The sequence below is a fragment of the Stutzerimonas chloritidismutans genome (assembly GCF_038562055.1).
Taxonomy (GTDB): Bacteria; Pseudomonadota; Gammaproteobacteria; order Pseudomonadales; family Pseudomonadaceae; genus Stutzerimonas; species Stutzerimonas chloritidismutans_A.
On the sequence record NZ_JBCFXD010000011.1, the window covers coordinates 1 to 12355 of the forward strand.

Annotated in this window: 8 protein-coding genes; 4 read left to right on the plus strand and 4 right to left on the minus strand. The window is 62.5% G+C overall.

What is annotated here, in order from left to right; all coding sequences use genetic code 11:
• The first annotated feature begins 368 nt into the window (after positions 1-368).
• The 3 genes from AAGW23_RS16200 (at position 369) to AAGW23_RS16210 (ending at position 3923) form a co-directional block, all read left to right on the plus strand.
• Positions 369-1535 (plus strand): iron-containing alcohol dehydrogenase, encoded by a 1167-nt coding sequence (locus AAGW23_RS16200; RefSeq protein WP_342407380.1) that lies wholly within the window; start codon positions 369-371, stop codon positions 1533-1535.
• Positions 1536-1538: 3 nt separating this feature from the next.
• On the plus strand, positions 1539-3041 hold the full coding sequence (locus AAGW23_RS16205) for a CoA-acylating methylmalonate-semialdehyde dehydrogenase (protein ID WP_342407381.1): 1503 nt from the start codon (positions 1539-1541) through the stop codon (positions 3039-3041).
• Between the two features lie 117 nt (positions 3042-3158).
• Positions 3159-3923: an IclR family transcriptional regulator gene (locus tag AAGW23_RS16210; RefSeq protein WP_342407382.1), complete on the plus strand. Its 765-nt coding sequence runs from the start codon at positions 3159-3161 to the stop codon at positions 3921-3923.
• Positions 3924-4037: 114 nt separating this feature from the next.
• On the opposite strand, the gene rep is transcribed toward AAGW23_RS16210, so the two are convergent.
• Positions 4038-6047 (minus strand): DNA helicase Rep, encoded by a 2010-nt coding sequence (rep, locus tag AAGW23_RS16215; RefSeq protein ID WP_342407383.1) that lies wholly within the window; start codon positions 6045-6047, stop codon positions 4038-4040.
• A 264-nt stretch (positions 6048-6311) separates the two neighbouring features.
• Here rep and AAGW23_RS16220 point away from each other — a divergent pair, with 264 nt between their 5' ends.
• Positions 6312-7952 (plus strand): bifunctional diguanylate cyclase/phosphodiesterase, encoded by a 1641-nt coding sequence (locus tag AAGW23_RS16220; protein ID WP_342407513.1) that lies wholly within the window; start codon positions 6312-6314, stop codon positions 7950-7952.
• A 34-nt stretch (positions 7953-7986) separates the two neighbouring features.
• Here AAGW23_RS16220 and AAGW23_RS16225 read toward each other — a convergent pair whose 3' ends face one another.
• From AAGW23_RS16225 to AAGW23_RS16235, 3 genes are all read right to left on the minus strand, one after another.
• Positions 7987-9957, minus strand: a complete 1971-nt coding sequence (locus AAGW23_RS16225; protein WP_342407384.1) for a choline BCCT transporter BetT — start codon at positions 9955-9957, stop codon at positions 7987-7989.
• A 226-nt stretch (positions 9958-10183) separates the two neighbouring features.
• A complete protein-coding gene (locus AAGW23_RS16230; RefSeq protein ID WP_342407385.1) occupies positions 10184-11683 on the minus strand; it encodes a YifB family Mg chelatase-like AAA ATPase in 1500 nt (499 codons plus the stop codon).
• Positions 11684-11716: 33 nt separating this feature from the next.
• Positions 11717-11980, minus strand: a complete 264-nt coding sequence (locus AAGW23_RS16235) for an accessory factor UbiK family protein (protein WP_102837406.1) — start codon at positions 11978-11980, stop codon at positions 11717-11719.
• Between the last annotated feature and the right edge of the window lie 375 nt (positions 11981-12355).

Consider the following 12355-nt stretch of genomic DNA (forward strand, 5'->3'; position numbering starts at 1 on the left):
CTTATGGCGTGCTCAAGTCAGGGCAACCTTTCGACCCCAGACTCGCCATTGCGCACTAAGGGGCAAGACGGTATCTAGGAGACCGATGGCCGTTTAGGTTATCAAGACCACTGCCGGCTCGCTTGGGCAGGGAGTTAGCTTGCTGGCGAACCGATCCAAAGCCTAAGGGCTGCGCGGACGGCATACGTGATAGGCTATAACGAGAAAAAACGTCTCGTTTTAGGTTGACGTCTGCGTGGGTTGTTTCTAGTCTCAGAACCAAGTGAGACGAACTGTCTCAACATAGCAATCGAGACCAGGCCTCTCGCGGGTTCGTCGGCGGCCATCGCCGGTGATGTACGTCCCGCTAATGCCCACCGGAGAACACCATGAGCCATCGCATCGTCTTGCCGCGCCTGATGGAAATCGGCGCCGGCGCCAGTCAGCAGATTGTTTCCGTACTCCAGAACCTCGGCTGCAAGCGGCCACTGATCGTCACCGACCGGATGATGGTCGAGTTGGGCTACGTCGCGCGGATCAGCGAAACCCTGGCTAAGGCCGATATCCCTAGCGACTGCTTCGCCGACACCCTGCCTGAGCCGACCGCCGCGTCAATCCGAGCTGGCGTCGAGATGGTGCGTGCGGGCAGTTACGACTCGATCATTGCGCTGGGCGGCGGCAGCCCTATTGATTCGGCCAAAGCCATCGGCATCCTCGGCAAGTTTGGCGGGGAGATGCGCGACTACCGTTTTCCGCGCGATGTCAGCGAAGCCGGCCTGCCGCTGATCGCCATCCCCACCACCGCCGGGACGGGCTCGGAAGCCACGCGCTTTACCATCATTACCGACGAAACCAGCGACGAGAAAATGCTCTGCGCCGGCCTCGGTTTCATGCCGGTGGCCGCGCTGATCGATTACGAACTGACCCTGTCGCTGCCGCCACGTGTGACCGCCGACACCGGTATCGATGCGCTGACCCATGCCATCGAGGCCTACGTCAGTCGCAAGGCCAGTCTCTACAGTGATTCTCAGGCGCTCGAAGCCATGCGCCTACTGGCGCCGAATTTGCGCCCCGCGTTCCACGAGCCCGGCAACCGCCAGGCCCGTGAGGCGATGATGCTGGGCGCGACACTGGCGGGCATCGCCTTCTCCAATGCCTCGGTGGCGCTGGTGCATGGCATGAGCAGGCCCATCGGTGCGTTCTTCCACGTGCCGCATGGGCTGTCCAACGCCATGCTGTTGCCGGCGATCACCGCGTTTTCCATTCCCGCCGCGCCTGAGCGCTACGCCGACTGCGCGCGGGCCATGGGCGTCGCCGCACAGACCGACAGCGTCGAAGCGGCCAATGAAAAACTGCTGACCGAGCTGCGCGCGATCAACCAGGAACTGCAGGTGCCCAGCCCCGAGCAGTTCGGCATTACCCGCGAGCGCTTCTTCGAACTGCGCGAAACCATGGCCAAGCAGGCACTGGCCTCGGGCTCGCCCGGCAACAACCCGCGCGTGCCTACCGAAGCGGAAATCATCGATCTCTACGAAACCGCCTGGAACCAGGAGTGACCCATGCAGACCCTCGGCAACCTGATCAACAACGAGGCCGTCGCTGGCCGCTCCGAACGCCACGCGACCGTCTACAACCCGGCGACCGGCGAGCCACGCCTTTACGTCTCGCTGTCTTCGGCAGATGAAACCCGCGAGGCCATCGCCGCGGCCCAGGCCGCGTTCGAAGGCTGGTCGAAGACGCCGCCGCTGGTTCGTGCTCGCGTCATGTTCCGTTTCAAAGCGCTGCTCGAAGCGCGTCGTGATGACGTCGCCCGGCTCATTTCGCTGGAGCACGGCAAGGTGTTCTCCGACGCCCAGGGTGAAGTCACCCGCGGCCTTGAAGTGGTGGAGTTTGCCTGCGGCATTCCGCATCTGCTCAAGGGCGAGTTCTCGCCCAACGTCGGGCGCGACATCGACTCCAATTCGTTGATGCAACCGTTGGGTGTTTGCGTCGGCATCACGCCGTTCAACTTCCCGGCCATGGTGCCGCTGTGGATGCTGCCGGTGGCCATCGCCTGCGGTAATACCTTCGTCCTCAAGCCCTCGGAAAAGGACCCGAGCGCGACCCTGCTGCTCGGGGAATTGCTGGCCGAAGCCGGACTGCCAGCGGGCGTGCTGAACATCGTCAACGGCGACAAGGAAGCGGTGGACGTGCTGCTGACTGACGAGCGTGTGCAGTCGGTGAGCTTTGTCGGCTCGACGCCGATTGCCGAATACATCTACAGCACCGCCTCGGCCCACGGTAAACGCTGCCAGGCCTTGGGTGGGGCGAAGAATCACATGGTGATCATGCCCGATGCCGATCCGCAGCAGGTGGTCAGCTCTCTGATGGGCGCCGCCTACGGCTCGGCCGGCGAGCGCTGCATGGCCATCTCGGTGGCGGTCTGTGTCGGCGACGAAGTGGCCGACAACCTGGTCGAGATGCTCAAGAGCGAAATCGGCCAGATGCGCACCGGGCCTGGCACCGGTGTCGAACCTGAGCCGCACATGGGGCCGCTGGTTACCCGCGAGCATCAGCAGAAGGTGGTCGGCTATATCGATCTCGGTGTGGAAGAGAGCGCGACCCTGGTCTGCGACGGGCGCGGGTTGAAGGTCGAGGGCTACGAGAACGGTTTCTATGTTGGCCCGACCCTGTTCGACCGTGTGACGCCAGAGATGCGTATTTATCAGGAAGAGATCTTCGGTCCGGTGCTGGCCGTGGTGCGGGTGCAGTCCTTCGACGAGGCGCTGAAACTGGTCAACGACCACGAGTTCGGCAATGGCACCTCGATCTTCACCCGTGACGGCGACACCGCGCGCCAGTACGAGGAAGAGGTCAAGGTCGGCATGGTCGGCGTCAACGTGCCGATTCCGGTGCCGATGGCGTTTCACTGCTTCGGCGGCTGGAAGCGCTCGATCTTCGGGCCGCTGAACATGCATGGTCCGGACGGCGTACGTTTCTTCACCCGGATGAAGACCGTGACCCGGCGCTGGCCGACCGGCATCCGGGCCGGGGCGGATTTCTCGATGCCGACGATGAAGTAAGGCCGCAGGTCGTGGAACGGGTTATCAGGCGTGTTGGACCCGTTTCGTTTCATCTCGAGTAAGCTTCGCCGCCCTTCGGGGCGGCTGTTTTATCTATCTACCGCAACGGGCTTGGCCATGCGCAGTACCCCTCGTGAAAAAGGCTCCTCCATTACCCGAGTGCTGGAGATCATCGAAGCCGTGGCGGGCGCCGCGGAGCCGCTGTCCGCCAGTGCCCTGGCGGACAAGCTGGACATCCCCAAGGCCAGCGCCCATCGCCTGGTGCAGACACTGGAGAAGGAAGGCTTTCTGCAGTTCGGCCTGCGTGGCGGCCTGCTGCCGGGTGATCGGCTGCACGCCACTGCGGTGAATATTCTTGGCAGCGGTCGGCACAAGGCGTTGCGTCAGGCGATCTTGCGGCAGTTGTCTGACGAGATTGGCGAAACCTGCGGCCTCTCCGTGCCGGACGGTCTGGACATGCTCTATTTCGACCGGGTGCAGACCAACTGGCCGCTGCAGATCAACCTGCCCATCGGCAGCCATACGCCGCTCTGGTGCACCGCCAGCGGCAAGCTTTACCTCGCTTCGCTGCCCGACGATCAGCTCGAACGCATCCTGCCGCGCCTGCCGATTCGGCAGCTGGCGCGCAATACGATTACTGACCTCAGTGCCTTGCGTGACGATCTGGTGCGGATTCGCGAAGAGGCGCTGGCCACCGATTCGGAGGAATTCATCGACGGCATGGTTGCCTGCGCCGTGCCAGTGCGCGATGGCCGTGGCGAACTGAGCGCCTGCCTGTTCACCCATGCGCCGGTGATTCGCTGCTCGATGGACTCGCTGCTGGTGTTCGTGCCGCGTCTGCGTGTGGCGGCGGGGGAGCTGGAGGCGATTGTCAGCGGATGAGGTGCCGTAGGGTGGATGTTGCTTCTTGCATCCACCGTGATCCCGCTCGGTGGACCGCCACCTGGCGGATCGATGAAGCGTGATCCACCCTGCGTCTGACCGAACCGCCTGCGGCTACTTCTTCAACATCGCTCGCATCGCCGCCAGCGCATCGTTGCCGCGGGCCGCTTTGACTTCGACCGGTGCGTCCTCCTGGCCTTCCCAGACCAGATCCTCGGGCGGCAGTTCGTCGAGGAAGCGGCTCGGTGTGCAGTCGATCACCTCGCCGTACTGCTTGCGCTTGGCGGCAAAGGTCAGCGCCAGGTTGCGTTTGGCGCGGGTGATCCCGACGTAGGCCAGGCGCCGTTCCTCCTCGATGGTGTCCGATTCGATGCTGGAGCGGTGCGGCAGGATCTCCTCTTCGAAGCCGATGATGTACACCGAGGGGAATTCCAGGCCCTTAGAGGCATGCATAGTCATCATCTGCACACCCTCGGCGCCTTCTTCCTCTTCCTGTTGGCGTTCGAGCATGTCACGCAGGACCAGCTTGCCGATGGCGTCCTCGACGGTCATGTCACCGTCTTCGTCTTTATCGAGCGTGTTTTTTAGCGCATCGACGAGAAACCAGACGTTGCCCATGCGTGCGTCGGCCACCTTGTCGCTGGAAGCGTTTTGCCGCAGCCAGTTCTCGTAGTCGATGTCCATGACCATGCTGCGGATGGCGGCGATCGGATCGTTCTGCGCGCATTGTTGGCGCACGCCGTCCATCCAGCGCTTGAAGCGCCCCAAGCGGTCGGTGAAGCGCGCGTCGAGGTGTTCGCCGAGGCCGATCTCGTCGGCGGCCGCGTACATCGAAATATTGCGTTGGCTGGCGTAGTTGCCGAGCTTTTCCAGGGTGGTCGAGCCGATCTCTCGGCGCGGTACGTTGATGACGCGCAGGAAGGCATTGTCATCGTCCGGGTTCACCAGCAGGCGAAAGTAGCTCATCAGGTCCTTCACTTCCTGGCGGGCGAAGAAGCTGGTGCCGCCGGACAGGCGATAGGGAATCTGGTGGTGCTGAAGTTTCAGCTCCATCAGCTTGGCCTGGTAGTTGCCGCGATAGAGGATGGCGAAATCGCTGTAGGGGCGTTCGGTCCGCAGGTGCTCGGTGAGGATCTCCAATGCCACGCGTTCGCACTCGGCGTCTTCGTTGCGCGTGCGAATCACGCGGATCTCGTCGCCATGGCCCATGTCTGACCATAACTGCTTCTCGAACACGTGTGGATTGTTGGCGATGAGGATGTTGGCGCATTTGAGGATGCGACTGGTGGAACGGTAATTCTGTTCGAGCATCACCACTTTCAGGGACGGGTAGTCCTCTTTGAGCAGCATCAGGTTTTCCGGGCGCGCGCCGCGCCAGGCGTAGATCGACTGGTCGTCGTCACCGACCACGGTGAACTGATTGCGCATGCCGACTAACAGTTTCACCAAGAGGTACTGGCTGGCGTTGGTGTCCTGATACTCGTCGACCAGCAGGTAGCGGATGCGGTTCTGCCACTTTTCCAGAATGTCGGCGTGCTCCTGGAAGAGCTTCACCGGCAGCAGGATCAGGTCGTTGAAATCCACCGCGTTGTACGCCTTGAGCGTGCGCTGGTAGTGCAGGTAGACGATGGCGGCGGTCTGCTCCTTGGGGTTGCGGGCATTGGCCAGCGCCTCGTCGGGCAGGATCAGGTCGTTTTTCCAGCTGTCGATGGTGTTCTTGATCTCGTCCGCGCCGTCATCGCCGGAATACTCCTTCTGCATGATGTCGGTGAGCAGCGCCTTGATATCGCCGTCATCGAAGATCGAGAAGCCGGGCTTGTAGCCCAGGCGCGCGTATTCCTTGCGGATGATGTTCATCCCCAGGTTGTGGAAGGTGGACACTGTCAGCCCGCGTGCCTCGGCGCCTTTGAGCAAGGTGCCGACGCGTTCCTTCATCTCGCGCGCGGCTTTGTTGGTGAAGGTCATGGCGACGATGTGGCGGGCCTGGACGCCGCACTGCTGTACCAGATAGGCAATCTTGCGAGTGATCACGCTGGTTTTGCCGGAACCGGCACCGGCGAGCACCAGAAGGGGGCCGCCGACATAGTTCACGGCTTCCTGTTGCCGAGGGTTGAGTCGGGACATTCTCGTTTGGTCTGTTGAAGCGGGGGCGAGAGTTTAGCAGGGCTGGCCTCGCTAATTGGTAACGTCCGTGCACTGGCACTACCGGTCGTCGCCCACAAGGCATGGTTAATCGTCACGATGCACTAGTCTATGCGCCGCGGCGCCCGTTTTAGGCTGCTCAGCTTGCCGCCCCGCTTCACACATGGACGTGTAACCGTCGAGGTGGTGAGCCACCTTCAGCTCCGTTCGAACCGGGAAAACGCCGTGAGATCCTCTACACAACCCATGCGTCTGGTTCTGCTGGCCGATGTGCCCAAGTGGACCGAAGAGCTTCAGGTTGCCCTGTCGTCTGTGCGCGGCCGTCATCGGCTGAGCATGGCCGAAGACTGGTCGACCGCCACCGCTCTGCTTGCCGAGTCCAGCCCCGCCTTGTTGATTGCCACGCCGGGCTGTCGCCCCGCGGCGGCGCACTTCCCCTGGCCTACCATCCTGTTGCTCGAAGATGAACCCGCGGAACTGCCGGAAGGTGTCATCGACTGGCTACCCGGGCCTCGTTTGAGCTCGGACATGGTGGGGCGCTGTGTGCGTTATGCGCGTGAACGGTTCAACCTGGAGGGCGCGCTGCAGCGGCTGGCCGTACAGGACCCGCTGACCGGCATTGCCAATCGCCAGGGTTTTCAGGCGTTGCTCGCATCGCGACTGGCCGAGCACGAAGGACAAGGTCTGACGCTCGGTTGCCTGGATCTGGACAACTTTCGCCGGGTCAACGATGCCCTTGGGCATCAGGCTGGGGATCGCCTGATTCTGCAAGTCGTGGCGCGCCTGAAGGCGCAGCTGGAAGTGGGCGATACCCTGGCCCGGCTGGGCGGCGACGAGTTTGCGGTGTTGCTGGATACCGAGCGCCAACCCCATCGTGCGGAGCGCATCGCAGACCGAATCGTTGAGGCGATGGCCGAGCCTTACTGGATTGATGGCGATACCCTGATGCTTGGCTGCAGTCTCGGGCTGGCGCACGCCAAGGCCGATGCAGACCCCGATCAGCTGCTCTGGCTGGCGCAGGTGGCCATGCGCCAAGCGAAAGCGAATCAAGGCTGTACTTGGTATCTCTACAACGAGCGGGTCAACCGTAGCGCCTCTCACCTTGCCGATCTTGAAGGCGAATTGCGTCGAGCGCTTCGGCGCGATGACCTCGAGCTGCACTATCAGCCGCGACTGTGTATCGATACAGGCCGCATCGTAGGTATGGAAGCACTGGTGCGCTGGCCGCATGCGGAGCGTGGGCTGCTCGGGCCTGACGAATTTATCCCCATGGCAGAAGAAAGCGGCTTGATCGTACCGCTCGGCTACTGGGTGATCGCGCGGGCGCTGCGTGACATGCAAAGTTTGCGCGAAAGCGGTGCGGGCGAGCTGCACATGGCTGTCAATCTGTCGTTCCGCCAGTTTCAGGACAGCCAGTTGCTGACAACCCTTCAGCGGCTCATCGCGGAGCGCGGTGTCGATCCGCATTGGCTGGAGTTCGAACTCACCGAAACCGCAGTGATGCGGCGCAGCGACCAGGTGCGCGGCACCATGAACGCCTTGGCTGCGTTAGGTGTGCGCTTCTCGCTGGATGATTTCGGAACCGGATTCTCTTCGTTCGTACACCTCAGCCGACTGCCGATCAGCCTGCTGAAGATCGACAAGAGTTTCGTCGACCAGATGGCTGCTCGCCCCCAGAATGGCCGGCTGGTTCGCGCGATGATCGACCTGGCGCACAATCTGGGGTTGGAAGTGGTGGCCGAAGGCGTGGAGGGCGCGGCTCAGCTAGGCCAATTGCGTCGCTTCGGTGCAGACCAGGTGCAAGGCTATCTGATCAGCAAGCCGCTGCCCCTGGCCGAACTCGGCTCTTTTCTCAATGGCGGACACACAGCCGAAGCCAGCGGCTGAAACGAAGCGCCGGGCAAGAGCCCGGCGCGGTACATCAGCGAACCATGTGCAGGAAGTGCATGTGTTTCTCGTACTGGTCGAGGATGTCGCCAATCACACCCTCACGGCTCCAACCCATCACATCGTAGTTCTGCCCGCCTTCCTTGAGATGGACCTCGGCGCGGAAGTAGGTGGGCTCATCGCCGTCCTCGTCCTCGGTCGCGACGAAGCTCGGCATCGGATAGCCGCGCGGACGCACCTGGTAGAAGAAATCGGGCGCGCCTTCGTGGGTAATCTGCAAGCCGGTTCGGTTGTCGTCACCCGTGGTCAGCTCCACGCCATATCCCTGTTTGCTCAACTCCTCAGCGACGGCCGCGCAAGCAGGTGCGGCGATTTGACTGATGAAGCGTTCCACATCGCGACGGCGTGGATAGCGGGTCATGTTCTGCACCCGGCGGCGCCAGCCGCCCTCAGACTGTGGCGCGGTCGGTGTCGTGCTGACCGCCTGGTAGCGCAGGCCCTGCTTGGTAGCATCGACGCGCAGCGCCTTGAGCAAGCCCCACATGGCGCAGAGCAGCACTATGGTGAAGGGCAGGGCACTGGCAATGGTCGCTGTCTGTAGAGCGGTCAGGCCATCGGCGAGCAGTAGCGCGATAGCGACGATCCCCATGGAAGCAGCCCAGAACACCCGCTGCCAGGTCGGCGTCTTGTCCATGCCGCCGGAGGCGAGCATGTCCACCACCAGGGCGCCGGAGTCTGCCGAAGTGACGAAGAATACCACCACCATGATGATGGCGATCAGCGACAGCAGCGAGGCGAAGGGGAAATGTTCGAGGAAGGCGAACAGTGCCAGTGAACTGTCCCGCTCGATGGCTTCGCCCAGGCTGGTGACGTGGTCCCAGAGAATCATGTGAATTGCCGTGTCGCCGAACACGGTCATCCATAGCAGGGTGAAAGCCGTTGGCACCAGCAGCACGCCGGTGACGAATTCGCGGATGGTGCGGCCACGTGAAATGCGGGCGATAAACAGGCCAACAAAGGGCGACCAGGCCAGCCACCAGCCCCAGTAGAACAAGGTCCAGCCACCGATCCAGTCGTTCGGTTCGTAGGCATAGAGGTTGAACGTGGCGGTGACGATCTGGGAGAAGTAATTACCGGTGTTCTGCACGAAGGTCTGCAGGATGAACACGGTCGGGCCGGCGATCAGCACCAGTAACAGCAACAGCACCGCCAGAGTCAGGTTCAGCTCGGACAGTCGCCGTACGCCCTTGTCCAGGCCGGTGACCACCGAGATGGTGGCCAGGACGGTCGTTCCGGCGATCAGCATGATCTGCACCGGAACGGAAATGGGCACGCCGTAGAGGTGATTCAGGCCGGTATTGATCTGGGTGACGCCCAGCCCCAGCGAGGTGGCAACCCCCAGCACGGTACCGATGATGGCGAAGATGTCCACCGCATGCCCAATCGGGCCATGAATGCGCTCGCCAATCAGTGGATACAGCGCTGAGCGCAGGGTCAGCGGCAGGCCTTGGCGAAAGCTGAAATAGGCCAGGATCATCGCGACGATGGCGTAGATGGCCCAGGCGTGCAGGCCCCAGTGGAAGAAGGTGATCTTCATGGCTTCGCGCGCGGCGGCGACGGTGCCGCCTTCACCGACCGGAGGCGAGAGGAAGTGCATGACCGGCTCGGCTACGCCGAAGAACATCAAGCCGATGCCCATACCTGCCGAAAACAGCATTGAAAACCACGTCAGATAGCTGTAGTCCGGCTCGCTGTGGTCAGGGCCCAGTTTGATCTCGCCGTAACGGCTGAGCGCCAGCAGTACTACCATTAGCAGGATGACCGCGACAGCAAGAATGTAGAGCCAGCTGACGTTGGCGATGATCCAGGCCTGGACGTTGCTGAACACGCCTTGAGCGTGTTCCGGGGTCGCGACGCTGTAGATCACCAGCAACAGGATAAGCACGGCAGAACCGTAGAACACCGGGGGATTGAGGGTGGGAGAGGAAGACTTGTTGGCCTCCATGCTGCGCTCCTTGATTACAGATTGGGGAGTGGCCGCCTGTGGCGAAGAGGACGCAATCTAACATATCGGTCAGCTTTAGACCGGGCCCGCACCCTGACGTTTGGGTGTGGGCGCTTGGATGTAACCGTAAGATGCCGCCATGCGCAGCGTATTTTTCGGTCTTTTCAGGCTGCTGCGTGCGCTAAGTTGATCACCGTTGAGCCTGCAAAGGGTTTGGTCCCTGGGTTCAACCCGCCTGGTTGCCAGGCCGGTACTGCAATGCCTCGGCCAGGTGCGCGCGACCAATGGATTCGGCCTGCTGAATATCTGCCAGTGTGCGTGCGACCTTGAGGATCCGATGTGCAGCGCGTAGGGACAGTCCGAGGCGTTCGCAAGCGCGCTCGAGCCACTGCTGGTCCTCGGGCTGCAATGCGCAACAACGGCGCAAACCGGCAAGATCGAGGAAGGCATTGGCGCAGCCCTGTCGCTCGAGCTGAATGCGCCGCGCTTCGGCCACCTGAGCGGCGACCCGTTGTGTGGTTTCGTTGCCAGCCAGGGGGGCGTTCAAAGCCGTGGCTTCGCGCGCGACTGTCAGGTGCAGGTCGATACGATCGAGCAGCGGTCCGGATAGCTTCCCGCGGTAGCGTTGAATCTGATCAGGCGAACAGCGACAGCGCCCGCTGGGATCGCCCAGGTAACCACACGGGCAGGGATTCATCGCCGCGACCAACTGGAAACGGGCGGGGAAGCGCACCTTGTCGCGTGCTCGCGCGATGACGATGCAGCCAGATTCCAGCGGCTCGCGCAGAACCTCAAGGACCTTGCGGTCGAACTCGGGGAGCTCATCAAGAAATAGCACGCCCTGATGCGCCAGCGTGATTTCGCCTGGCCTGGGCCGACTGCCGCCGCCGACCAGCGCCGGTCCCGATGCACTGTGATGGGGCTGCCGAAAAGGACGCTGTGGCCAATGCGCTAAGGGTGACTGACTGGCGACAGACTGAATCGCGGCGACTTCCAGCGCTTCCTGTTCTTCCAGAGGCGGAAGCAGGCCTGGGAGCCGGCTGGCCAGCAAGGTCTTGCCGGTACCAGGAGGTCCTGATAGCAGCAGGTTATGGCCACCCGCGGCAGCCACCAGCAGCCCACGCTTGGCTGCTGCCTGGCCTTGCACATCAGACAGATCAGGGTAGGGCAGCACCTGGCGCAACAGCCCTTGGGCTTGGAAGGGTTCGATCAGAGTCACACCGTTGAAATGTGCAGCGACTTCCAGCAAATGGTCGGCCGCGTAGACCACTAATCCCGACGCCAGGCTGGCTTCCTCGGCATTGGCTCGCGGTACCAGCAGTGCGCGTCCGGCCTGGCGGGCTGCGAGAGCCGCAGGCAGCACACCTTGAACCGGTCGCAGTGAGCCGGAAAGCGCCAGTTCGCCCAGGCATTCGAGCGTGTCGAGGCGGTCGGCGGGTATCTGACCGCTCGCCGCCAATATGCCCAGCGCGATAGCCAGATCAAAACGGCCACCATCCTTCGGTAGATCGGCTGGAGCAAGGTTGAGGGTGATTCGTCGAGCCGGGAAATCGAAGCCGGACGTCTGGATCGCGCTGCGCACGCGATCCTTGCTTTCCTTAACGGCCGTTTCCGGCAAGCCAACCAGCGCCAGCGAAGGCAGCCCGTTGGCGAGGTGCGCCTCCACTGTCACGGTGGGCGCTTCCACGCCGACCTGGGCGCGGCTGTGGACTATTGCGAGGGACATCCGATCACTCCTTTGATCGAGACGCCAGCCGGCCTATTCGGAGGCGGGTGGCGCGAGTTTCTCTTCCAGCTCGGCGACCTTGGCTTCGAGGGCTTCAAGCCTCGCGCGGGTGCGTGCAAGCACCACCATCTGGCTGTCGAATTCTTCGCGGCTGACCACATCGAGCTTGCTCAGCGCACCTTGCACGATGCCTTTGAGCTGGGCTTCGACTTCTGCGCGGGGCAGGGGGTTTTCACCGCTGAAAAGCCGCGAGGCCTGGGCGCCGACGGCGTCGAGAAAAGCTTTGGGTGGGAACATGAGTATTACCTGTATCTGAGCGACGCGCAGTGTAGCACGGGCAGTTCAGGCGTCCTGGGGGCGCCAGTGCACGATTGCGGGCACACCGTTGCGTTGTCGTGCACCGGGATGGTGCGTGATCCGGCGGGCGCGCCTCGACGTAGGCCCGTGCCGCCTTTGCGGAGCCCTGAGGCCGGGCATTGCAAAAAGCTGGCATTGATTCTGCTTAGTTCCATGTGACAGATGCACCAGCAGGTTGCGGTGCATGGGCGATTCGGGACGTTTCGTCGGATCGGTTGATGGTGTCGGATGGTCGCTCGGCAACGCCGGCGCGTTACAAGAGCCAGACACTGCGCTTAGACTTGAGCCGGGTTCGTACTTCTGGGGCAAGTCCAC

Coding starts and splice junctions, on each gene's coding strand:
- AAGW23_RS16200 (WP_342407380.1), top strand. CDS start 369: ATGAGCCATCGCATCGTCTTGCCGCGCCTGATGGAAATCGGCGCCGGC.
- AAGW23_RS16205 (WP_342407381.1), top strand. CDS start 1,539: ATGCAGACCCTCGGCAACCTGATCAACAACGAGGCCGTCGCTGGCCGC.
- AAGW23_RS16210 (WP_342407382.1), top strand. CDS start 3,159: ATGCGCAGTACCCCTCGTGAAAAAGGCTCCTCCATTACCCGAGTGCTG.
- rep (WP_342407383.1), bottom strand. CDS start 6,047: ATGTCCCGACTCAACCCTCGGCAACAGGAAGCCGTGAACTATGTCGGC.
- AAGW23_RS16220 (WP_342407513.1), top strand. CDS start 6,312: ATGCGTCTGGTTCTGCTGGCCGATGTGCCCAAGTGGACCGAAGAGCTT.
- AAGW23_RS16225 (WP_342407384.1), bottom strand. CDS start 9,957: ATGGAGGCCAACAAGTCTTCCTCTCCCACCCTCAATCCCCCGGTGTTC.
- AAGW23_RS16230 (WP_342407385.1), bottom strand. CDS start 11,683: ATGTCCCTCGCAATAGTCCACAGCCGCGCCCAGGTCGGCGTGGAAGCG.
- AAGW23_RS16235 (WP_102837406.1), bottom strand. CDS start 11,980: ATGTTCCCACCCAAAGCTTTTCTCGACGCCGTCGGCGCCCAGGCCTCG.